This window comes from Halomonas alkalicola (genome assembly GCF_030704205.1).
In the GTDB taxonomy this organism is placed as follows: domain Bacteria; phylum Pseudomonadota; class Gammaproteobacteria; order Pseudomonadales; family Halomonadaceae; genus Halomonas; species Halomonas alkalicola.
Genome location: NZ_CP131913.1, coordinates 2,986,045 through 3,008,310 on the forward strand (window position 1 = coordinate 2,986,045; position 22,266 = coordinate 3,008,310).

23 protein-coding genes are annotated in these 22,266 nt (G+C 69.5%); 17 read left to right on the plus strand and 6 right to left on the minus strand.

Translation table 11 applies throughout. The features are described 5' to 3' along the window. Window positions 1-36 precede the first annotated feature (36 nt). The 12 genes from ftsB to lpxL all read left to right on the plus strand — a co-directional run bounded on the left by ftsB (window position 37) and on the right by lpxL (window position 10,977). On the plus strand, window positions 37-372 hold the full coding sequence (gene ftsB / locus B6N23_RS14040; protein WP_305503817.1) for a cell division protein FtsB: 336 nt from the start codon (window positions 37-39) through the stop codon (window positions 370-372). Further along, on the plus strand, window positions 369-1,115 hold the full coding sequence (ispD, locus tag B6N23_RS14045) for a 2-C-methyl-D-erythritol 4-phosphate cytidylyltransferase (protein WP_305499997.1): 747 nt from the start codon (window positions 369-371) through the stop codon (window positions 1,113-1,115). The genes ftsB and ispD overlap by 4 nt, the downstream gene beginning before the upstream one ends. After that, window positions 1,115-1,621, plus strand: a complete 507-nt coding sequence (gene ispF, locus B6N23_RS14050) for a 2-C-methyl-D-erythritol 2,4-cyclodiphosphate synthase (protein ID WP_305499998.1) — start codon at window positions 1,115-1,117, stop codon at window positions 1,619-1,621. Before ispD ends, ispF begins: the two co-directional genes overlap by 1 nt. Beyond that, window positions 1,614-2,690, plus strand: coding sequence for a tRNA pseudouridine(13) synthase TruD (gene truD / locus B6N23_RS14055; RefSeq protein WP_305499999.1), 1,077 nt, complete (start codon window positions 1,614-1,616; stop codon window positions 2,688-2,690). The genes ispF and truD overlap by 8 nt, the downstream gene beginning before the upstream one ends. A gap of 11 nt (window positions 2,691-2,701) precedes the next feature. Beyond that, on the plus strand, window positions 2,702-3,448 hold the full coding sequence (surE, locus tag B6N23_RS14060; RefSeq protein WP_305500000.1) for a 5'/3'-nucleotidase SurE: 747 nt from the start codon (window positions 2,702-2,704) through the stop codon (window positions 3,446-3,448). After that, window positions 3,435-4,115 (plus strand): protein-L-isoaspartate(D-aspartate) O-methyltransferase, encoded by a 681-nt coding sequence (locus B6N23_RS14065; protein WP_302139289.1) that lies wholly within the window; start codon window positions 3,435-3,437, stop codon window positions 4,113-4,115. Before surE ends, B6N23_RS14065 begins: the two co-directional genes overlap by 14 nt. 13 nt (window positions 4,116-4,128) lie before the next feature. After that, window positions 4,129-5,103, plus strand: a complete 975-nt coding sequence (locus B6N23_RS14070; protein WP_169959049.1) for a DUF368 domain-containing protein — start codon at window positions 4,129-4,131, stop codon at window positions 5,101-5,103. Further along, window positions 5,096-6,061 carry a peptidoglycan DD-metalloendopeptidase family protein gene (locus B6N23_RS14075; protein ID WP_305500004.1) on the plus strand — a complete coding sequence of 322 codons (966 nt, stop codon included), beginning with the start codon at window positions 5,096-5,098 and terminating at the stop codon, window positions 6,059-6,061. The genes B6N23_RS14070 and B6N23_RS14075 overlap by 8 nt, the downstream gene beginning before the upstream one ends. A 122-nt stretch (window positions 6,062-6,183) precedes the next feature. Beyond that, window positions 6,184-7,191: an RNA polymerase sigma factor RpoS gene (gene rpoS, locus B6N23_RS14080; protein ID WP_439649847.1), complete on the plus strand. Its 1,008-nt coding sequence runs from the start codon at window positions 6,184-6,186 to the stop codon at window positions 7,189-7,191. A 107-nt stretch (window positions 7,192-7,298) separates the two neighbouring features. Further along, a complete protein-coding gene (locus B6N23_RS14085; RefSeq protein ID WP_305500008.1) occupies window positions 7,299-8,753 on the plus strand; it encodes a TolC family outer membrane protein in 1,455 nt (484 codons plus the stop codon). 147 nt (window positions 8,754-8,900) lie between these two features. After that, a complete protein-coding gene (gene alr, locus B6N23_RS14090) occupies window positions 8,901-10,019 on the plus strand; it encodes an alanine racemase (protein WP_305500010.1) in 1,119 nt (372 codons plus the stop codon). Between the two features lie 55 nt (window positions 10,020-10,074). Further along, a complete protein-coding gene (lpxL, locus tag B6N23_RS14095; RefSeq protein ID WP_305500012.1) occupies window positions 10,075-10,977 on the plus strand; it encodes an LpxL/LpxP family Kdo(2)-lipid IV(A) lauroyl/palmitoleoyl acyltransferase in 903 nt (300 codons plus the stop codon). Window positions 10,978-11,110: 133 nt separating this feature from the next. On the opposite strand, the gene ettA is transcribed toward lpxL, so the two are convergent. From ettA to B6N23_RS14120, 5 genes are all read right to left on the minus strand, one after another. Further along, window positions 11,111-12,772, minus strand: a complete 1,662-nt coding sequence (ettA, locus tag B6N23_RS14100; RefSeq protein WP_169959043.1) for an energy-dependent translational throttle protein EttA — start codon at window positions 12,770-12,772, stop codon at window positions 11,111-11,113. Between the two features lie 74 nt (window positions 12,773-12,846). Beyond that, window positions 12,847-13,047, minus strand: coding sequence for a PA3496 family putative envelope integrity protein (locus B6N23_RS14105; RefSeq protein ID WP_169959042.1), 201 nt, complete (start codon window positions 13,045-13,047; stop codon window positions 12,847-12,849). A gap of 212 nt (window positions 13,048-13,259) precedes the next feature. Next, complete coding sequence (locus tag B6N23_RS14110; protein WP_169959041.1) at window positions 13,260-13,691, minus strand: PAS domain-containing protein; 432 nt, start codon at window positions 13,689-13,691, stop codon at window positions 13,260-13,262. A 142-nt stretch (window positions 13,692-13,833) separates the two neighbouring features. Further along, window positions 13,834-15,147, minus strand: coding sequence for an MFS transporter (locus B6N23_RS14115; protein ID WP_305500015.1), 1,314 nt, complete (start codon window positions 15,145-15,147; stop codon window positions 13,834-13,836). 31 nt (window positions 15,148-15,178) lie between these two features. After that, complete coding sequence (locus B6N23_RS14120) at window positions 15,179-16,378, minus strand: RNA-guided endonuclease TnpB family protein (RefSeq protein WP_305500016.1); 1,200 nt, start codon at window positions 16,376-16,378, stop codon at window positions 15,179-15,181. Between the two features lie 201 nt (window positions 16,379-16,579). On the opposite strand from B6N23_RS14120, the gene B6N23_RS14125 reads away from it, so the two are divergent. The 3 genes from B6N23_RS14125 to B6N23_RS14135 are packed head-to-tail and all read left to right on the plus strand — an operon-like array spanning window position 16,580 to window position 18,263. Next, a complete protein-coding gene (locus B6N23_RS14125) occupies window positions 16,580-16,879 on the plus strand; it encodes a nucleotidyltransferase domain-containing protein (protein WP_305500017.1) in 300 nt (99 codons plus the stop codon). Beyond that, entirely contained in the window at window positions 16,876-17,376 is a 501-nt protein-coding gene (locus B6N23_RS14130; protein ID WP_305500018.1) for a hypothetical protein, read from the plus strand. The genes B6N23_RS14125 and B6N23_RS14130 overlap by 4 nt, the downstream gene beginning before the upstream one ends. Further along, complete coding sequence (locus B6N23_RS14135) at window positions 17,373-18,263, plus strand: DMT family transporter (RefSeq protein WP_119021812.1); 891 nt, start codon at window positions 17,373-17,375, stop codon at window positions 18,261-18,263. Before B6N23_RS14130 ends, B6N23_RS14135 begins: the two co-directional genes overlap by 4 nt. A 24-nt stretch (window positions 18,264-18,287) precedes the next feature. On the opposite strand, the gene B6N23_RS14140 is transcribed toward B6N23_RS14135, so the two are convergent. Further along, window positions 18,288-18,962 (minus strand): arylesterase, encoded by a 675-nt coding sequence (locus tag B6N23_RS14140; protein WP_169959039.1) that lies wholly within the window; start codon window positions 18,960-18,962, stop codon window positions 18,288-18,290. On the opposite strand from B6N23_RS14140, the gene B6N23_RS14145 reads away from it, so the two are divergent. Together B6N23_RS14145 and B6N23_RS14150 are read left to right on the plus strand one after the other, a co-directional pair. After that, the gene (locus B6N23_RS14145; RefSeq protein WP_169959038.1) at window positions 18,961-19,677 is read left to right on the plus strand and encodes an ABC transporter ATP-binding protein; all 717 of its coding nucleotides are present in this window, start codon (window positions 18,961-18,963) and stop codon (window positions 19,675-19,677) included. The two genes, B6N23_RS14140 and B6N23_RS14145, sit on opposite strands and share 2 nt — an antisense overlap. Further along, window positions 19,674-22,256 (plus strand): ABC transporter permease, encoded by a 2,583-nt coding sequence (locus B6N23_RS14150; protein ID WP_305500022.1) that lies wholly within the window; start codon window positions 19,674-19,676, stop codon window positions 22,254-22,256. Before B6N23_RS14145 ends, B6N23_RS14150 begins: the two co-directional genes overlap by 4 nt. Window positions 22,257-22,266: the final 10 nt, after the last annotated feature.

Consider the following 22,266-nt stretch of genomic DNA (forward strand, 5'->3'; position numbering starts at 1 on the left):
ATGCCGCCATCCTTTTTCTCGCGACGGACGCTGTTCATGCTCAAGTGGTTGGCCATCGTGCTGCTGGTCCTGCTCGCCCTGCTGCAGTATCGCCTGTGGCTGGGTGAGGGGGGCATCCGCGACCTCGGCGAGGTGCGCGAGCGGGTGGCGGCCCTGGAGGCGGCCAACAAGCCGCTACGCGACCGCAACGCCCGCCTGGGCGCCGAGGTGCTGGACCTCAAGACCGGCCTGGATGCCATCGAGGAGCGCAGCCGCAGCGACATCGGCATGGTGCGCGCCGAGGAGTACTTCTTCTGGGTGCCGGGCGTGGCGGTGGAGGCCGTCCCGGTGGTCAATCCCGCGCCGGCGGTGAGCCTGGAGGCCAGCCGATGAGCGTGGCGCCCTGGCTGGTGGTGCCCGCGGCGGGGCAGGGGCGACGCATGGGGGCCGATCGCCCCAAGCAGTACCTGGCGATCGACGGCCGCCCGGTGCTGGCCCACACCCTGGCGCGTCTGCATGCCGCCTTTCCCGCGGCGCGCCTCTGCCTCTGTCTGGACCCCGAGGATGCCCGCTTCGACCCGGCCTGGGTGCCCTTCGCCGAGTGGCGCCGGGTGCCCGGCGGTGCCGAGCGGGTCGACTCGGTGGCCAGCGCCCTGGCGGCCATCGCGGGCGAGGCCGGCGACGATGACCTGGTGCTGGTCCATGACGTGGCGCGCCCCTGCGTGACCGTGGCGGATCTTGTCCGCCTTCACGCCGTGCTGGCGGACGATCCGGTGGGTGGCCTCCTGGCCGCCCCGGTGGCCGACACCATGAAGCGCGATGACGGCGCCGGTCGAGTCGCTACTACCGAGCCTCGCGCCGGCCTCTGGCACGCCTTGACCCCTCAGGGCTTCCGCTACGGCCTGCTGCGCCGGGCGCTGACGGCGGCGCGGGAAGCCGGCGTGGCGGTCACCGACGAGGCTTCGGCGGTGGAGGCGCTGGGACGCTTCCCGCGGCTGGTCAGCGGGCGTCGCGACAACCTCAAGATCACCCATCCCGAGGACCTGGCCCTGGCCGGGCAGATCCTGGCTGCCCAGCGCCAGGCGACGGCCTCGGGCGAGCAGGACAAGGCGCCTTCCGGCGCACTGGAGAGATGATGCGCATCGGCCACGGCTTCGACGTCCACCGCTTCGGCGAAGGCGACCACCTGATGATCGGCGGCGTCGCCGTTCCCTTCGACCACGGCTTTGTCGCCCACTCCGACGGCGACGTGCTGCTGCACGCCGTCAGCGATGCCCTGCTGGGCGCCTGCGCCCTGGGCGACTTCGGTCGCCACTTTCCCGACACCGACCCGGCCTGGAAGGGGGCCGACAGCCGCGTGCTGTTGCGCCACGTGGTGGGCCTGGTGCGTAAGGCCGGCTACCGGGTCGGCAACCTGGACGCCACCCTGATGGCCCAGGCGCCGAAGATGGCCCCGCACATCGCGGCCATGGCCGCCACCATCGCCGAGGATCTCGGCGTCGAGGTCGGCGCGGTCAACGTCAAGGCCACCACCACCGAACGCCTGGGCTTCACCGGGCGCGGCGAGGGGATCGCCGCCGAGGCGGTGGTGCTGCTGCTGCCCGCGGCCCTCGTCGCTGAGGGAGAGCGCGCCGGTGAGTGACACCGACGCCCGGCGCGAGCCGGATGCCATCGCCTGGCCGCCGAGCTGGCCGCGGGTGCTCGACGCCGACTTCGGCCCGCCGCCGGCGGGGGAGTATCGCGCCACCCCCGAGGATTTCCAGGTCGCCGAGGTGCTCGACTTCGCCCCGGAGGGGCAGGGCGAGCACCTCTGGCTGCACGTCGAGAAGCGCGACCTGACCACCGCCATGGCGGTGCGCGAGCTGGCCCGGCTGTGCGAGGTCTCGCCCCGCGACGTCGGCTACTCCGGCATGAAGGATCGCGTCGCCGTCACCCGTCAGTGGCTCTCGGTGCAGCTGCCCGGGCGCGAGGCCCCGACAGGGCTCGCCGAGGCGCTGGCCGAGCGCGGCATCCGCGTGCTGGCCGAGGCGCGCCATCCCCGCAAGCTCAAGCGCGGCGTGCACCGCGCCAATCGCTTTCGCCTGCGGATCACCGGCCCCGCGGTGGCCGACCCTACCCTCGAGGCGCGCTGGGCGCGGCTGGTGGAGCAGGGCGTGGCCAACTATTTCGGGCCCCAGCGCTTCGGGCCGGATGGCCGCAACCTGCAGCGTGCCCGCTCGCTGCTGGCCCGCGGCTGGCGCAAGCGCGATGACCGCGACGGCATGATGCTCTCCGCGGCGCGCAGCTTCCTGTTCAACGAGCAGCTGGCCGAGCGCGTCCACGACGGCAGCTGGCACCGCCTGCTGCCCGGCGAGGTGGCGATCCTCGACGGCACCGCCAGCCAGTTCACCCTGGAGACGCCGGATGCCGAGCTCGAGGCTCGGGCGGCCCGGCTCGACCTGCACGGAAGCGGCGTGCTGTGGGGCGTCGGCGGCTCCGTGGCGGCCGGCGAGGCGCTGGACCGGGAGGCCCGGCTGGCCGAGCGCTACCCGGCGCTCTGCGCGGGCCTCGAGCGCGCCGGCGTGCGCCTGGCGCGACGCGCGCTGCGCCTGCGCCTCGGCGAGCCGACCCTGACCCGCGGCGAGGGCGAGCTGTGGCTCGCCTTCAGCCTGCCGCGAGGCGCCTTCGCCACCGCCGTGCTGCGCGAGCTGATCGCCCACCCCACCCTGTGAAGGAGCCTGCCATGCGCCGACTGCTGCTTTCCAACGACGACGGCGTCCATGCCCCGGGCCTGCGTGCCCTGCATGACGCCCTGGCGCCCCACGCCCGGCTGCGCGTGGTGGCACCGGACCGCGACAAGAGCGGGGCCAGCAACTCCCTGACCCTGACCCGGCCGCTGTCGCTGACCGACATGGACAACGGCTTCTACAGCGTCGACGGCACCCCGGCAGACTGCGTCTACCTGGGGGTCAACGGCGTCTGGGAGGAGAGACCTGACCTGGTGATCTCCGGCATCAACCACGGCGGTAACCTCGGCGACGACGTGCTCTACTCCGGCACCGTGGCCGCCGCCATGGAGGGGCGCAACCTGGGCATGCCGGCCATCGCCATGTCGCTTGTGGGCTCGCGCCACTTCGATACCGCCGGGCGCGTGGCGGCGAGCCTGGTGGGCGCCGCCGACCAGCTCTCCCTGCCGCCGCGCAGCCTGCTCAACGTCAACGTCCCGGACCTGCCCTGGGACCAGATCCAGGGCTTCCGGGTCACCCGCCTGGGCTATCGCGGTCCGGCCTCGCGGCCCCTCGAGGTGCGCGACCCCCGCGGCCGGGTGCGCTGGTGGATCGCCGCCGCCGGTGAGAACGCCGACGACGGCGCCGATACCGACTTCGCCGCCGTCGAGGCCGGCTACGTTTCCATCACCCCGCTGCAGACCGACCTGACCCGGCATGCGGCGATCAGTGACGTACAGGGCTGGCTGGATGCACTCACCTGAACGACTGCCGGCGCTGGTGCGGGGAGTGGGCATGACCTCCCAGCGCACCCGCGACCGCATGGTGGCCAGGTTGGCCGATCAGGGCATCCGCGATGCCCGCGTGCTGGCCACCATGGCCGCCGAACCGCGCCACCTCTTCCTGGACGAGGCGCTGGCCCATCGCGCCTACGAGGACACCGCGCTGCCCATCGGCCATGGCCAGACCCTCTCCCAGCCGTGGATGGTGGCCAGGATGACCGAGCTGGTGCTGGAGGCGGCCCCCTCCCGGGTGCTGGAGATCGGCACCGGCTCGGGCTACCAGACCCTGATCCTGGCGCGGCTGGTGCCGGAACTCTGGTCCATCGAGCGGATCAATGCCCTGCACCGCCGCGCCGCCGAGCGCCTGCGCCTGCTGGAGGCCCAGGGTGCACAGCTGCGCCTGGCCGATGGCGGCCACGGCTGGCCGGAGGAGGCCCCCTTCGATGTCATCCTGCTCACCGCCTGTGCCGGTGAGCTGCCCGCCCCGCTGCTGGCCCAGCTGGCCGAGGGGGGGGTGCTGATCACGCCGCTGGCCGATGCCCGGGGGCGCCAGTGGCTGACCCGCGTGCGGCGCCAGGGCGACACATTCGAACAGCAGCGCCTGGAGTCGGTTCGCTTCGTGCCGCTGCTGGAAGGCGTCATTCGTTGAAAGGAGTTCGTGCTTGAAGCGTTATCCAGGAATCTTTCTCAGGGGCGCCGGAATGGGGGCCGCCGATGCGGTCCCGGGGGTCTCGGGCGGCACCATCGCCTTCGTCACCGGCATCTACGAGGAGCTGATTCACACCATCAAGCAGTTCGGGCCCAGCGCCTTCGTGGCCTGGCGCCGCGGCGGCCTGCCGATGCTGATCGCCCACCTCAACCTGGGCTTCGTGGTGCCGCTGCTGGCCGGCATCGCCGCCAGCCTGATCAGCGTCGCCCACCTGGTGGTGTGGCTGATGGAGGACCATCCGCTGCTGCTCAACGGCTTCTTCTTCGGCCTGGTGGCGGCCTCGGCCCTGGTGGTGGGGCGCCATCCCACCGACTGGCGATGGTGGCACATCGCCCCGCTGGTGGCGGGGCTGCTGCTGGCCCACTTCCTGCCGGCGGTGATGCCGCTGATCACCCTGCTCGGCAGCCCCAACCTGATGCTCATCGTGGGCGGTGCCATCGCCATCAGCGCGCTGCTGCTGCCCGGAGTCTCCGGGAGCTTCCTGCTGCTCACCATGGGGCTCTATGGCACCGTGATGCAGGGCATCCGCACCTTCGACCTGGGCCTGATCGCCGTGTTCGGGGTGGGCTGCCTGATCGGCCTGTTCTTCTTCTCTCGCCTGCTCTCCTGGCTGCTGCGCCGCCACCATGCGGCCACCCTCCAGCTGCTGCTTGGCTTCATCGTGGGATCGCTGCCGGTACTCTGGCCGTGGCGCGAACTGGTACGCTATCAGCTCGGCCCCGAGGGGCAGATGATCCCGCTGGACTATCGCTATCTCACCCCGGGCGACTTCGCCCTGCTCACCGGCGAATCGGCCCAGCTGCCGGCGGTGGCCGCGCTGATGCTGGCCGGCCTGGCCCTGGTCCTGCTGCTGGATCGTACCGGCCGGCGTCCGGCCGCCGTGAGCACGCCCAAGGGGGCGAACAAGGAGGATGCTTCCGATGCGTAAGGCAATGATGATTTCCGCGCTGGCCCTGGCCATGGCCGGCTGTGCCGCCCAGCAGCAGGGCCAGGCGCCGCAGGTCCGCGACCTGTCCGCCAGCCGCGAGCGCGCTCCCGCCTCCCACTACACCGTGGAGACGGGCGATACCCTCTATGGCATCGCCTGGCGCCACAACATGGACTACCGCGACCTGGCACGTCTAAACCGCATTGGCCCCCCCTACCAGATCCAGCCGGGCCAGCGCCTGGTGCTGGACGCGGAAGGCCCGGGACCGGCCCGCGACGAGGGCGTCACCGCCGTGGCCAGCACGCCCGGCGTGGTGGCCACCCCCCTGGGTGGTGGCCAGCCCCCCGCCGATGTCGAGAGCGGCAGCATGGAGTGGCTGCTGCCCGACGGCACCACCGAGCAGGGCCGTCGGCTCTCCGCCCAGTCCCTGGACGAGGCCGACGGCCCGACCCAGGTGGCCATGGAGGGGGCCATGGAGGCCGCCGGCGGCACGACGGGCCCCGGCCCCATCTATGACGCCACGACGCCCGGCGCCGACGGCAGCCCGGCGCCGGATCGCAGCTCGCGCAGCTACACGCCGGTGGACGAGGTCAACTGGCGCTGGCCCGCCGACGGCGAGATCGTCGGTCGTTTCGGCGAGGGCGGCAGCATCACCGCCGGCATTGATATCGCTGGGCAAAAGGGGCAACCTGTCAGAGCGGCCGGTCCGGGGATCGTCGTCTATGCGGGCAGCGGGGTGCGGGGCTACGGCAACCTGATCCTGCTCAAGCACAATGACGAGTACCTGAGCGCCTACGCCCACAACGACTCCCTGCGCGTGCGCGAGAACGATGTGGTCGAGGCCGGTGAGGTCATTGCGACCATGGGCGACAGCGACGCCGAGGACGTGCGACTGCACTTCGAGGTGCGCAAGAACGGCCAGCCGCAGGACCCCCTGAACTACCTGCCGTCCCGCTGAGGCGCTCGGTGGCCCCGAGGGCCCGCGCAGTGGCGGGGTGTCACACAATAATAATCAGGTGCGCCGATGCTGTTGTCTGGCATCGGCGCCGGGACGCAACCACAGGGTAGCCATCGATGAGCATGCTTGAACGGGACCTTCAGGATGTGAATCTCGACACGCTCGAGGAGAAGGACGACGCGGTAGTGGATGACGTTGCCGACGAACTGGACGACGACCACGACGACACGGAAAGCCGTCGTGACGACGAGGAGGCCTTCGAGAAGGCGCTGAGTCGCGAGGATCGCTACAGCAACCACAGCCTCGATGCCACCCAGATCTACCTCAACGAGATCGGCTTCTCGCCGCTGCTGACCCCGGAGGAGGAGGTCTACTACGGCCGCCTGGCCCGCAAGGGGGATCCGGCCGGGCGCGCGAGGATGATCGAGTCCAACCTGCGTCTGGTGGTCAAGATCGCCCGGCGCTACCTAAACCGCGGCCTGTCGCTGCTCGACCTGATCGAGGAGGGCAACCTCGGCCTGATCCGCGCGGTCGAGAAGTTCGATCCCGAGCGTGGCTTCCGCTTCTCCACCTATGCCACCTGGTGGATCCGCCAGACCATCGAGCGGGCGCTCATGAACCAGACCCGCACCATCCGCCTGCCCATTCACGTGGTCAAGGAGCTCAACATCTACCTGCGTGCGGCCCGCGAGCTGACCCAGAAGCTCGACCACGAGGCCACCGCCGAGGAGATCGCCGAGCACCTCGACAAGCCGGTGGAGGCGGTCAAGAAGATGATGGGCCTCAACGAGCGCATCTCCTCGGTGGACTACCCGGTAGGCGGCGACAGCGACAAGCCGCTGATCGAGACCCTGGCCGACGACAACGACCTGGGCCCCGAGTCCTCGCTGCTCGATGGCGACATCAAGCAGCACGTCGACGAGTGGCTCTCCGAGCTCACCGAGAAGCAGATGGAGGTGGTGGTGCGTCGCTTCGGCCTGCGCGGCCACGAGGCGGCGACCCTCGAGCAGGTGGGCGAGGAGATCGGCCTGACCCGCGAGCGGGTCCGCCAGATCCAGGTCGAGGCGCTCAAGAAGCTGCGCCGGGTGCTCGACAAGCAGGGACTCTCGCTGGATTCGATCTTCGCCTAGCGCTCGGTGCCGGCTCGCGTGTCGCCCCGGCCGGCACCCCTTGCCGATTTCCTGCATGCTGCTGGGGCAGCATGCAGGCTTCGGCCCCGTACAGGAATCGCAAGCCCATGCATCGCCCGACCCTGACCCGCCTGCTGCCCCGGCCGCTGGTCCTCCTCGTGGGGCTGGCCGTGGCCGGCACCGCTCAGGCCACCGACCTCTGGACCGTCGCCCGCGACGCCCTCGACAACGACGCCACCCTGGCCGCCGCCCGCTCGGGCTTCTCCGCCGTGGAGGCGGGGCGCGACGTGCAGCGCGGCACCCTGCTGCCCCAGGTCAGCCTGGGCGGCAACCTGACCCACAGCCGCACCTACGAGAGCCAGTCCGGTGCCGCGCTACCCCCCAGTCAGCAGTCCGGCCAGCTGCCGCGGGACGAGGATGACGACGTCAACAGCCTCGGCGTGAACCTGGACGCCAGCCAGGCGCTCTATGACCCCGCGCGGCGCGCCCAGCTCCAGCAGGCCGAGCGCCGGGTCGATCGCGAATCGCTGTCGCTTGCGGTAGCCGAGCAGCAGCTGCTGTTGGACGTGGCCGAGGCCTACTTCGAGATCCTGCGCGCCCACGACATCCTCTCGGCGCGCCGCTCCCAGGAGACCGCCATCGAGCGCCAGCTGGAGCAGGCCCGGGAGCGCTTCGAGGTGGGGCTGATCGCCATCACCGAGGTGCACGAGGCCCAGGCCTCCTTCGACCTGGCCCGCGCTCAGCGCATCGCCGCCGAGAGCGCCATGCAGGTCAGCTTCGAGGCCCTGGAGCGCCTGACCGGGAAGCGCTACGAGAGCATCGACGGCCTCGCCGAGGAGATTCCCATCGTGCCGCCGGAGCCCGTGGATCGTGGCGACTGGGTCGAGCTCGCCATGGCCAACAGTCCCATGCTGCAGATGGCCGAGGCCGGCATCGAGGTGGCGCGCAGCGAGCTCGACGTCTCCCGGGCCGGCCAGCTGCCGCGCCTGGAGGCCTTCGCCCGCTACGACTACTCGGACAACGACCGCAGCGGGGCTTCCGGCTACAACTCCGGCAGCCAGCTCGGCCTGCGCGCCAGCATGCCGCTCTACACCGGCGGCAGCACCCAGGCACAGATTCGTCAGAGCGGCTTCGCCCTGGAGGTCTCCCAGTACGACTTCGAGGCCCAGCGCCGCGATACCGTCCAGCAGGTGCGCTCGCTGTTCACCCGGGTAAGCAACGACGTGGAGACGGTGGAGGCCCGCGCCCAGGCCATCGTCTCCAACCGCAGCGCCCTGGAGGCGACCCGCTCCGGCTACGAGGTGGGCACCCGCAACATCGTCGATGTGCTCAACGCCAAGCGCAACCTGTTCAACGCCATCGCCGACCACGCCGAGGCGCGCTACGACTACGTGCTTGGCCTGCTGCGCCTGCAGCAGCAGGCGGGGCTGCTCGACGCCGAGTCGATCCAGGCGGTCAACGCCTGGCTGCGCAGCGAGGGGGCGGTGTCGCTGGAGCTGCCGGCGATGGCCAACGATGACCCGGTGATGAACATCGGTGAGCGTCCGCGGTCGCCATCCTGACGATTTGCTGCCGGTTGATGATTTCTTGAGCCTTGCCACCAGAAACCACCAAGAATTTGGTGGTTTCTTTCATGAGATGGCCGCGCTATCCATGGATAATGCCAGATCTTTCTCTCGTTCTTCCCCTTCACAGCTTCAGGATCTGCCATGGCCCGGCCGCTGATCGCCGATATCGACCTCGATGCCCTGCGTCACAACTATCGTCTCGCCTGCTCGCTCGCCCCCGACAGCCGTGCCGTCGCGGTGCTCAAGGCCGACGCCTACGGCCATGGTGCGGTGGCCTGCGCGCGAGCGCTTGAGGGCCTCGCCCCGGCCTTCGCGGTGGCCTGCATCGAGGAGGCGGTGACCCTTCGCGAGGCGGGCATCAGTACTCCCATCGTGCTGCTCGAGGGGATCTTCGAGGCCGCTGAGCTCGACCGGGTCGAGGCGCTGGGCCTGTGGATGGCGGTGCACAGCGACTGGCAGGTGGAGGCGCTGCTCGCCCGGCGTCCCGCCAGCCCCATCCCCACCTGGCTCAAGGTGGACTCCGGCATGCATCGCCTGGGCTTTGCCCCCGAGCGGGCAGAGGCCGTCTGGCAGCGCCTGGCGGCGGCACCCGGTCACGCCTGCGACCTGCACCTGATGACCCACTTCGCCACCGCGGACCTTGCCGCCACCGGCTACTTCGCCGGCCAGATGACGCGGCTCGCGGCCCTGGCCGAGCGGCTCGGCGCACCGCTCTGCCTGGCCAACTCGCCGGCCACCCTGGCCCGCCCCGAGGCCCACGGCGCCTGGAACCGCCCCGGGGTGATGCTCTACGGCAGCGACCCGCTGGAGCAGTCCAACGCGGCGAGCCGCCGGCTCGCGCCGGTGATGACCCTGCGCTCGGCGATCATCGCCGTGCGCGAGCTGCCCGCTGGCGAGCCGGTGGGCTATGGCGGGCGCTGGGTCACCCCGCGGCCGTCGCGCATCGGCGTGGTGGCCTGTGGCTACGGCGACGGCTACGACCGCCATGCGGTAGACGGCACCCCGGTGCTGGTGGCGGGCAAGCGTACCGCCGTCGCCGGCAAGGTCTCCATGGACATGATGACCGTGGATATCACCGATATTCCCGAGGCCGACATCGGCAGCGAGGTGGTGCTGTGGGGCCGGGCGGCGGGCGGCGAGGTGCTCGGCGTGGACGAGGTCGCCCGTCACTGCGACACCATCAGCTACACCCTGCTCACCGGGGTGCTGCCCCGGGTGCCGAGGCGGTATCATGGGGAATCGGGGACAGACCCCAATTAATCATGCACAAGGAGAGGGTTCACATGGAGCGGTCCGTTAATTGGGGTCTGTCCCCATGAGCCACCAGAACTTCGCCCACCCCCGCTACTGGCCGGTGTGGTTCGCCATCGGGCTGATGTACCTGGCGGCCTGGCTGCCCTGGCGGCTCAAGCTCTGGGTCGGCAAGGGAATTGGCCTTGCCGCCTGGCGCTTCGCCCGGCGCCGGCGCCATATCACCGAGACCAACCTGCGGCTCTGCTTTCCCGAGCTGGATGACGACCGGCAGGCGCGTCTGGTCAGGGAGACCTTTGTCGCCAACGGCATCGGCATCATGGAGACCGCCACCGGCTGGTGCCGCGACCCCGAGCATCTTCGCCATCGCGTCACCTACAAGGGCGAGCACCATCTGGCCGCCGCCCAGGCGGAAGGGAAAGGCGTGCTGGTGGTGGGGATCCACTTCTCGACCCTGGATCTGGGAGGCGCCCTGCACTCGCTCTTCTTTCCGGCCGACGTGGTCTATCGGCCCCACGACAACCCGCTCTTCGAGCGTTTCATGACCCGGGCGCGCAACCGCATCTTTGGGCGTGCCATCGACCGTCATGACCTGCGCGGCGTGGTGCGTCGCATCAAGGCGGGCCATATCGTCTGGTACTCTCCGGACCAGGATTTCGGCCGCGACGTCAGCGTTTTCGCCCCCTTCTTCGGCGTGGAGGCGGCCAGCATCAAGCTGACTGCCAAGATCGCGCGCATGACCGGGGCGCCTGTGGTGCCGCTGATGTTCCACCGCAACCCCGACAACCGCACCTACACCATCGAGTGCCATCCGCGTCTGGAGCCCTTTCCCACCGGCGACGATGTGGCCGACGCCGCCCGGGTCAACGCCTTTATCGAAACGGCGATCCGCAAGCACCCCGAGCAGTATCTGTGGCTGCACCGCCGCTTCAAGACCCGCCCCGAGGGCGAACCCGGTTTCTACTGAAGCGGAGCTTCAGTAGAAACCGGGAGCTGTAAGCTATAAGCCGTAAGCCATAAGAAAACCCCACAACCGAGAAGGTTAGTGGGGTTTTCTCTTACAGCTTAAAGCTTACGGCTTCCCGCTCCGGCGAAGCCGGTCAGGCGTCGATGCGCTTGTACTTCATGCGGTGCGGGGTATCGTCGCCCACCCGCTTCCTGTGGTCCGCCTCGTACTCGGCGTAGTTGCCCTCGAAGAACTCCACGTGGGAGTCCCCCTCGAAGGCCAGGATGTGAGTCGCGATGCGGTCGAGGAACCAGCGGTCGTGGGAGATCACCATGGCACAGCCGGGGAAGGCCAGCAGGGCTTCTTCCAGGGCGCGCAGGGTCTCGATGTCCAGGTCGTTGGAAGGCTCGTCGAGCAGCAGCACGTTGGCGCCCTGCTTCAGGGTCTGGGCCAGCTGCAGGCGACCACGCTCGCCGCCGGAGAGCTCGTTCAAGCGCTTCTGCTGGTCATTGCCCTTGAAGTTGAAACGCCCCACGTAGGCCCGCGAGGAGACCTCGTAGCCGTTGATGTTGAGCATGTCCTGGCCGTCGGAGACCGCTTCCCACACCGTCTGCTTGTCGTCGAGGCCGTCGCGCAGCTGCTCCACATAGGCGACATCGACGGTATCGCCGATCACCACCTCGCCGGCGTCGGGCTGTTCCTTGCCCGTGATCAGCTTGAACAGGGTCGACTTGCCCGCGCCGTTACCGCCGACGATGCCGACGATGGCGCCCTTGGGCACGGTGAAGGAGAGGTTCTCGTAGAGCAGCTTGTCATCGAAGCCCTTGGCGACGCCGTGGAACTCGATGACCTTGTCGCCCAGGCGCGGGCCGGGCGGAATGTAGATCTCGTTGGTCTCGTTGCGCTTCTGGAAGTCGCCGGACTGCATCTCCTCGAAGCGGTTGAGGCGCGCCTTGCTCTTGGCCTGGCGGCCCTTGGCGTTGGAGCGCACCCACTCCAGCTCCTGCTTGATGGCCTTGTTCTTCGAGGCCTCCTGCTTGGCCTCGCGGGCCAGGCGCTGCTCCTTGGCCTCGAGCCAGCCGGAGTAGTTGCCCTCGAAGGGGATGCCCTGGCCGCGGTCGAGCTCGAGGATCCAGCCCGCCACGTTGTCGAGGAAGTAGCGGTCGTGGGTGATCGCCACCACGGTGCCGTTGTAGTCGTGCAGAAAGCGCTCCAGCCAGGCCACCGACTCGGCGTCCAGGTGGTTGGTGGGCTCGTCGAGCAGCAGCATGTCGGGGCTGGAGAGCAGCAGGCGGCAGAGCGCCACGCGGCGGCGCTCGCCGCCGGAGAGATGGCCGACTCGGGCCTCCCAGGGCGGCAGGCGCAGGGCCTCGGCGGCCACCTCGAGCTTGCGCTCGAGGTTGTGGGCGTCGGCGGCCTCGATGATGTTCTCCAGGCGCGCCTGCTCGGCGGCCAGGGCGTCGAAGTCGGCGTCCGGCTCGGCGTAGGCGGCATAGACGGCGTCGAGCTTCTCCTGGGCTTCCTTGATGGCGCCCAGGGCCTCTTCCACGGTCTCGCGGACGTTCTTGTCGTCGTCGAGTTCAGGCTCCTGGGGCAGGTAGCCGACGTTGATGCCCGGCATCGGGCGCGCCTCGCCCTCGAACTCGGTGTCGACCCCGGCCATGATGCGCAGCAGGGTCGACTTGCCCGAGCCGTTGAGGCCCAGCACGCCGATCTTGGCACCCGGGAAGAAGGAGAGGGAGATGTCCTTGAGGATCTGCTTCTTGGGGGGCACGACCTTGCCCACCCGGTTCATGGTGAAGACGTATTGCGCCATGGGAACCCATCGGTTGGAGGATTTGCAGTGGCCACGATGATAGTGGCCACTGCAGGCAAAGGCCAGCCGCGGCCCTACTCCTCTTCGTCTATGGCCCAGTCGTCCTCGATGGCGCGACGCAGGCGACGCTCCTCGAGCAGCGCCTCCACGCGGCGGCGGGCGCGCAGGGTATCGGCGCGGCTGGTGCGGGGACGAGCATACTCCTCGTCGTTCACCGCTTCGGAAAAATCCACCTCGTCATCGAGGCTCGGTTCGAGAAGGTGTTCACGGCCCATGCGATCTCCTCCCATGGCCAGGGGTCGACGGGCGTCGACCGGTCACATATCGCTTCTCTTCCCCAGTGCGTTGCAGGTCTGTAACGCGGAATCCGAAGCGCCCAGGCAACGTGGTTGCCTGGGCGCTATATATCGCCACTTGGCGCGGGGCACAAGCCCCCGCGCGAATTTATTTGCCGGCGCGGCCGGTCGGGGCAGCCCGGACCGTCTCACTAAAGGCCATGCTCGGCCTTGAGGCGCTCCAGTTCCAGCTGGGCCTCGACCCGCTCGGTGACGTCCTTCTGCACGCCGATGTAGTAGGTCAGGTTGTCATCGTCGTCGTGGACGGGGGTGATGGAGAGCTCGTTCCAGAACAGGGTGCCGTCCTTGCGGTAGTTGCGCAGTACGGTGCGGCAGGGGCGCCCCTCGGCCAGTGCCTTGCGGATGGCCACCAGGCCCTCCTGGTCGCGATCCTCGTTCTGCAGGAAGCGGCAGTCCTGGTAGAGGATCTCGTCGGCACTGTAGCCGGTCAGGCGCTCGAACCCCTTGTTCACGTAGATCAGGATGTTCTCGTCGCCTTCCTGTTCGGCGACCACGATGCCATCTTCTGAGGCATCGACGATGCGCTCGAGCAGTTCCGGGCTGATCAGGGGTGATCGTTTCATTCTGGACGTTCCATTCTGGGCGATCCTGTCGCAAATCCTGTCCTGGCCGCCCGGTAGGGCGACGGCGGCGGGCACTTCACAGCTGGTTACATCATGGCCAGACGGCCGGGGGATTTCAACGCGGCGCGTTCACTCCACCTGTTCACTCCACTTCAGGCAGTCGGCTGGCGCTGGCCGCGGCGGCCAGCGCCATCAGCGCCAGCACCACCATCAGCGCGGCGGTGCCGAGCCACTGGGCCAGCGCGCCGACCAGGCCACCCACCGCCAGCATCAGCACCCCGGTGATGGTATTGGAGAGCGCCACGTAGAGGGCGCGCCTGTCGCTGCCGGCCATGTCGACGATATAGGTCTTGCGGCCCAGGCGCACCCCGGCGTGGATGATCACCAGCAGGGCATAGACCAGCGCATAGGGCCACACGGTCTGGCTCCAGGCGCCCGGCAGCCAGGCGATGGCGGCGGCCAGCAGGCAGCAGAAAGTCGCGCCGAGCCCGGCATCACGCATCACCCGGCGGCTGGAGGCGTCGGCGCGCTTCCCCCATACCGGGCTCGCCACCATGCCGGCGAGCCCCGAGACCACGATCAGCACGCCGAGTCCCCCCAGTGCGGTGCCGCTCTGCTGCTGGCCGAGCAGCGCCACGTAGGGCAGTGCCAGGGCGCTGGCCAGCAGCAGGGCCCGGGAGAGGTTGAAGTGCAGGAAGCCGCGATCCTCGCGCAGCAGGCGCAGGCCCAGCTTGATGCTGTCCCAGGCGTTCTCGCCGCCCTCCACGGCGCCGGGGGTCTCCGCAATGCGCGCCGCGCAGAGGGCGTTGAGGGCCCAGCCCAGGGCGGCGATGCCAAGCAGCACCGCCAGGGCCAGCTCCCCCGGACGGTCGCCGAAGAGCATCAGCACGGCACCGGCGGCCAGGGTCACGGCGCCGGCCACGCTGCCGCTCCAGCCCATCAGGGTGCCGCGGCGCTGCTTGCTGATGGTCTTGCCGAGCACGTCCTTGGTGGCCACCGAGGAGAGGCCCCGGGCGAGCGACAGCGACACCAGCACCAGGAGCACCAGGCCGCCGCCGACGCCGCCCGAGCCGAACAGCGCCAGCAGGGCGAGCAGGGCCGCGGCCGCCGCCTGGAGCAGCCCGCCCGCCACCCAGACCCACTTGCGCTCGGGTCGGAGACGAATGAAGCCCGCCACGAAGAGCTGGGGCAGCAGGGCGCCGGCCTCGCGGATCGGTACCAGTAGGCCCACCATCCAGAGCGGGGCGCCGATCACCCCCATCAGCCAGGGCAGCACCAGCCGAGCGCTTGAGAGCTCGTCGGCCAGCTTGTTACCGAGCGAGGCGACCAGGTGCAGGAAGAAGCTCCGCGGCTGCTCGTCGCAGGCCTCGTCCGGGATGTCCTTGCACATCCGGCTGTCCTCGTCGCCGGTCAGCCACTCGTAGAGGCGGGACTGGCTGATCTCGGGTGCGGCCATGGGAGCTCCTCGCTGGTGACTGCTCCCCGCCCTAACGGGCGAGGCTTCCCATTTCTAAGGCAGCAGCCGGCGACGTGCCGGACTTACGCAAGCCTCCATGGGGAGAGACGGACAGCCCTTCCGCCTTCAATTGGATGATGCCTTGCTGCTTGATGTTCAACGCCGCGTTGATGTCCCGGTCGTGCTGCGTGTGGCATGCCGGGCACTCCCACGACCGGACACTCAACGGCATAATGTCCACCTTGTGATGGCAGACATGGCAGGTCTTGGAGCTGGGAAACCATGGGGCGATCTTGACGAGATGCTTGCCCTGCTCCTCGGTCTTGTAGTGCAGCTTGGTGATCAAGGCATACCAGGACGCATCGCCGATGTGCTTGGCGAGTCTGCGGTTCTTCATCATGTTGCCGACCTTCAGCGTCTCGACGATCACCGCTTGGTTGTCGTCAACAATCTGTCGAGAGAGCTTGTGCTGGAAGTCGTGGCGGGCATTGGCGACCCGCTCGTGCGCCTTGGCGACGAGTAACCGTGCCTTGGCTCGATTCGCGCTGCCCTTCTTTGTGCGGGACAACGCCTGCTGTTTGCGCTTGAGGTTCTTCTGCGCCTGCTTGAGGAAGCGCGGATTGGCGATCTTGCGCCCGGTGGAGTCAATGGCCAGGTGCGACAGCCCCATATCCAGGCCCACGACCTTGGCGGCGTCAATGTCCTTCAGCGGTGCCGGGGCGGCCTGCTCTGTTTCAAACAGCAACGAGGCGTAGTGCTTGCCGGTGACGGTACGGGTCAGAGTGATGCTTTTCAGTCTGCCCTCGACCTTGCGATGCACCCTGGCCTTGATCGGTCCGAGCTTGGGCACCTTGATCCAGTCGTCGCCGGCCTTGACGCCGACGCAGTGATAGCTGGACTGTTTGCCCCGCTTGCTCTTGAAGCGCGGATGGCCGGCCTTCTGCTTGGGGTCGAAGAAGCGTTGGAAGGCATGATCGAGGTGCAGGCACGCCTGCTGGAGGGCGATGGAGTCAGCCTCTTTCAGCCAGCCGTACTTGCGCGATGTCTTGGCGACCGGCAGCAGCTTCTTGATGTCGTGCTTGGCGCTCAACGACTGGCCGTGGCGTTGGTAGCGATGGGACATGATGCGAAGGCCGGTGTTATAGACGAAGCGCACCGCGCCGAACTGGCGGTTCAGGAACGCCGCCTGCTCGGTCGTAGGGTAGAGTCGTACCTTAGTAGCCTTCAGCATGGCGCCCCATTAATGCGTGTATGTATATACAGCTTATGCCGCCGGGCCCCATACCGCAAACCCAGTAGCGCTATCGCGCTGCCCGCTTGTATCCCCGCCCGAGTGGGCGAGGGGTTACGCGGATTTTTGCTAAGATAGAAAGCCCCATTGTCACGATAGCAAGGTTGCCATGTCACTCATTCGGCGGCGGAAGATTCGCCTATGCGCCTGACCCCTGAGCAGGTCGCCATCATCCATGAGACGGTTGCCGAGGTGCTGGGCCAGGAGGCGCGCGTTTACCTGTTCGGCTCTCGGGTCGATGATCGTTGCCGCGGCGGCGATATCGATCTCTACATCGAGCTGCCGGTCCTGGCCGAGCGCCGCTCGCGGCTGCAGGTGCAGCTGCAGCGCCGGCTCTGGGAGCGCCTGGGCCCCAGGCGTATCGATCTGCTGATTCGTGCGCGTGATGAGGCGCTGCGGCCGATACATCGCGATGCCTTGGAGCAGGGAGTGAGACTTTGACCACGACGGCCAATGCCATTCTGGAGGAGCAGCTTCAGGTGGCGGAACGCATGCTGCATCATCTGCACCGCTCCTGGGAGGCGGTTCAGCCAGATCTCCCCATGCAGGCGGATGGGGTGCGCCGGCTGGATGATGACGCCATCGACAGGCTGGACCTCTTCCTGAGCCGCTTCGGCAAGCTGCAGGACTTCATGGCCGGCAAGCTGTTCCGGGCGCTGGCGCGGGCCAGCCTGGAAGATACCGGCGGCGATATCTCTCTGCTGGATACCCTGAACCGCATGGAGAAGTTCGGTGTGCTGCTCGCCGTCGATGACTGGCTTGAAGTGCGCCAGCTGCGCAACGCCTTTGCCCATGAGTATCTGACGGATGGCGCCGCCATCGCCGAGAACATCAATGCGGCGGCGCGCCTCTATCCTCTATTGCCGGACACCCTTGAACGCTGCCGCGACTTCCAGGCGCGGCACATTCTGAGGGTGTCCGGAAACGCTGACCCGTGACCCGGGACGGTCAGGCGATGCTCTACGGCCTCGGCGCCGTGGCGCTGTGGTCCACCGTGGCCACCGCCTTCAAGGTGGCGCTGGGCTACATGTCGCCGCTTGAGTTGATGTGGCTCGCCTCGCTGGTCTCCTGGGCGCTGATCGGCGCCCTGGTGGTGCGCCAGGGGCTCGCCGGCCAGGCGTTCCAGCGCGGCTGGCGCACCGCCGCCTGGGCGGGGCTGATGAACCCGGTGGCCTACTACCTGCTGCTCTTTGGGGCCTATGACCGCCTGCCGGGCCAGGAGGCCATGGCCCTCAACTACACCTGGGCGCTGGCCATGGCGTTTCTCGCCGTGCCGCTGCTCGGCCAGCGGCTGACTCGAATGGATGTGCTGGCCGGCCTGGTCGCCTACGCCGGGGTGTGGGTGATCGCCACCCGCGGGGCGGTGTTCGACGTGGCTTTCGCGGACCCCCTGGGGGTCGCCCTGGCGCTGGCCTCGACCCTGATCTGGGCGCTCTACTGGCTGCTCAATGCACGGGATCATCGCCCGCCGCTGGTGGCCCAGTGGCAGAACTTCAGCGTCGGGCTGCCGGTGCTCACGCTGCTGCTGCTGGCGGGGCCGGGCCTCCAGTGGTACGGCTGGCCGGGGCTCGCCGCCGGGGTCTACGTGGGGCTCTTCGAGATGGGCATCGCCTTCGTGCTGTGGCAGCTCGCCGTGCACCGGGTGTCGCGCACGGCCAAGGTCTCCAACCTGATCTTCCTCTCGCCGCCGGTGTCGCTGCTGCTGCTCTTCCTGGTGGTGGGGGAGCCGATCCTGGCCTCGACCCTGGTCGGCCTCGTGCTGATCCTCGGGGGCCTCGCGCTGCAGCAGTGGCAGAAGGCCCCGGCGCCGCACCCGCAGGCCTGAGCCGGCGTCGGCTCCGGGTCGCTGTCAGGGCAGATCGGCCTTCGCCGCCAGGGCACCATTCGCCTTGAGCAGCGGTGCGAGCTCGGGCCAGACGGTGTCGAGGATGATCGGCTGGGCCTCTGCCGTGGGGTGGATGCCATCGCCCTGCATCAGCGTCTCGTCCAGCGCCACCCCCTCCAGCAGGAAGGGCACCAGCGGCAGGTCGAACGCCTCGGCCAGGCGGTGGAAGACCCCGGTGAAGGCGTCACGGTAGGCCTGGCCGTAGTTGGGCGGGATGTCGATGCCGAGCAGCAGCACCTCGGCCTCGGCCGCCAGGCTCGCCTCGATCATGCGAGTCATGTTGGCCTCGAACTGGCCCGGCGGCAGGCCGCGCAGGCCGTCGTTGCCGCCCAGTTCGAGCAGAACAATGTCGGGGGCATGCTGTCCGAGAAGCTCGGGCAGCCGGCTGGCGCCGCCGGCGCTGGTCTCGCCGCTGATGCTGGCGTTGACCACCCGCGCCTTTCCGTCGAGCCGCGCTTCCAGCAGACTGACCCAGCCCTCGTCGGCCTCGATGCCGTAGGCCGCGCTAAGGCTGTCGCCCATCACCAGCAGGGTGGGGCGTGCCTCGGCCAGGACCGCGCCGGCGGCCAGCGTCAGGCTCAGGGCCAGCAGCCAGGCGGTCACTCGACGATACGCACAACCAGGGAATCCCTTCATCATGAACGATACCTCTCGCATGGACATGGCACCGATTCTACACGCCGAGCACCTGGCCAAGCAGGTCAGGAGCGGCGACCGGCAGCTCACCATTCTGAGTGACCTGGCCCTCTCGGTGTTCCCCGGCGAGACGGTGGCGATCCTCGGCCAGAGCGGCGCGGGCAAGTCGACCCTGCTGGGCCTGCTGGCCGGGCTCGACCTGCCCACCGGCGGCGAGCTCTCGATGTTCGGGCAGTCCCTCGCCGCGCTGGACGAGGATGGCCGCGCCCGGCTGCGCGCCGGCCGGGTCGGCTTCGTGTTCCAGAACTTCCAGCTGCTGCCGACCCTCACCGCGCTTGAGAACGTGATGCTGCCGCTGGAGCTCTCGCCGCGGCCGGGCACCGAGGCCCGCGCCCGGGAGTGGCTCGAGCGGGTGGGCCTGGGCGAGCGTCTCGACCACCTGCCCAAGCAGCTCTCCGGCGGCGAGCAGCAGCGGGTCGCCCTGGCCCGGGCCTTCGTCACCGGCGCCGAGCTGGTGTTCGCCGACGAGCCCACCGGCAACCTCGACCCGGACACCGGCGAGCGCATCATCGAGACTCTCTTTTCGCTCAACCGCGAGGCCGGCACCACCCTGGTGCTGGTCACCCACGACCACGCCCTGGCGCGGCGCTGCGACCGCTGCCTGCGCCTGGACCACGGCCGCCTGGAGACCCTGCGCCTCGACGAGGTGAGCGCATGAGCCTGACCGCCCTGCGCCTGGCGCGCTACTCGGCCCGGGGGCTGGCCCGCGACCTGCGGGCCGCCGACGTGCGCGCGCTGTTCGTCGCCCTGGCCCTGGCGGTGGCCGCCTCCACCATGATCGGCTTCTTCCTCGACCGCCTGGACCGCGGCCTGGAGCGCCAGGCCAGCCAGCTGCTGGGCGGCGATCTGGTGCTGGAGCAGGGCCGCCCCTTCGGCAGCGAGCTGCGCCAGACCCTGGAGGAGGCCGGGCTGGTGCTCGCCGACCAGGTGGGCATGGTCTCCATGGTCAGCTTCGGGGACGCCTTCCAGCCCGCCAGCCTCAAGGTGGTGGACCAGCGCTACCCGCTCTATGGCGGGGTCCACGTGGACCTGGGCGAGGGCACCGAGGTGGTGGCCCGGGGCCCGGCCCCGGGGGAGGCGTGGCTGGCGCCGCGCCTGGCGCTGCTGCTCGAGGCCGAGATCGGCGACCGCGTGCAGGTGGGCGAGACCGAGCTCACCGTGGCCGGGCTGGTCGAGCGCGAGCCCGACCAGTCCGGCGGCTTCGCCAACTTCAACCCGCGGCTGATGATGCACGCGGCGGATCTCGCCGCCTCCAACCTGGTGCAGGACGGCTCGCGGGTCTCCTTTGAACTGCTCGCCGCCGGGCCGCCAGATATCATCGACGACCTGGCGCCGCTGCTGACCCAGCTGCGACGCGACGGCATCGAGGTGCGCGACGTGCGCCGCGACCGCCCCCAGCTCGGCAACGCCCTGGAGCGCGCCGAGCGCTACCTGAGCCTCGCCGGACTTGCCGCCGTGCTGCTGGCCGGGGTGGCGGTGGCCATGGCCACCCGCCGCTACGTGGATCGCCACCTGGATACCGCGGCGCTGATGCGCTGCTTCGGCGCCACCCAGGGAGAGCTGACGCGGCTCTTCAGCCTGCAGCTGCTGTGGCTGGCGCTGGCCGCCTCGGCGCTGGGCGCACTGCTGGGGCTGGCCGGTCAGGCCGGGCTGTTGGCCCTGCTCACCGCCTTCCTGCCCATGGAGCTGCCGCCCCCCGGGGCGCTGCCGCTATGGCTCGGCGTGCTCACCGCCTTAGCCGTGCTGGTGGGTTTCGCCGGCCCGACCCTGCTGAGGCTCAAGAAGGTCAGCGCGCTCAAGGTGCTGCGCCGCGAGCTCGACCCGCTGCCCGCGTCCGCCTGGCTGGTGGTGGCGGTGGCCAGCGCCGTGTTCGGGGCGCTGCTGTGGCTCTATTCCGGGGACCTCGGCCTCTCGGTGGGGCTGCTGCTGGGCGGGCTCGTCATGCTGGTGGTGCTGTGGGGGCTCGGGTCGCTGCTGCTCGCGGGGGTGCTGCGCCTGGCCGCCCGCCTGCCCCGCCGCGGCGGCGAGGCGGATCTCGTCCAGGCGCTGCGCCTGGGCGGGGCCCAGCTGGCGCGGCGGCGCACGGCGAGCCTCGGCCAGCTGTTGGCCTTCTCGGTCACCTTCTTCGCCATGGCGATGATCGCCCTGGTGCGCGGTGACCTGCTCACCACCTGGGAGGCCCAGCTGCCGGAGGACACCCCCAACTACTTCGCCATCAACATCCAGCCCCACGAGCGCGAGGACTTCGAGACGGCGCTCGGCGGCGCCGCCGATGCGCGCAGCGCCCTCTATCCCATGGTGCGCGGGCGCATCACCGCCATCAACGACCGGCCGCCCCGGGAGGCGGTGCCGGCGGACGCCCGCGGCGACAACACCCTGCGCCGCGAGCTCAACCTGACCTGGCGCGAGACCCTGCCGGAGGGCAACCGCCTGGTGGCGGGGCAGTGGTTCGATGCCCTGGAGGGCGCCGAGCCCGGCGGCTGGCTGGGGGAGGTGGCCGCCGAGCCCGCGGTGATCCGGGTGCCGATCTCCGTGGAGGATGGCCTGGTCGAGCGCTTCGGGCTGGCGCTCGGCGACACCCTGACCTTCACGATCGGCGGCGAGGAGATCGTCGGCGAGATCGCGAGCCTGCGCGACCTGGACTGGGACAGCTTCCGGCCCAACTTCTTCGTGATCTTCCCGCCCGGGGTGCTGGAGCGCTTCGGTCACAGCTACATCACCGCCTTCCACCTGGATGCCGGCGAGACCACCACCCTGCGTGAGCTGGTGCGCGCCTTCCCCGGGGTCTCGCTGCTCAACGTGGATGCCATCCTCGGCCAGGTGCGCGATCTGCTGACCCAGGTGACCCGCGCCGTGGAGCTGGTGCTGGTGTTCGTGCTGCTGGCCGGGGTCAGCGTGCTCTACGCCGCCCTCACCGCCAGTCGCCCGGTGCGCGCCCACGAGAGCGGCCTGCTGCGGGTGTTCGGCGCCGGCAACCGCATGCTCTCCCGGGTACAGGGGGCGGAGTTCGCCATCCTGGGGCTGGCCAGCGGCCTGATGGGGGCGCTGCTGGCGGAGCTTACCACCGCCGCCATCTACCTGGCCTGGTTCGATCTGACGCCGCGCCTGCACGGCTGGCTGTGGCTGGCGCTGCCGCTGGGCGGGGCGCTGTTGATCGGTGCCATCGGCCACCTGCTCTCCCGGGACCTGCGTCGCCAGGCCCCGGCGGCGAGCCTCGGACTGCTGGGCGAGACCTGAGGGGGAGCGC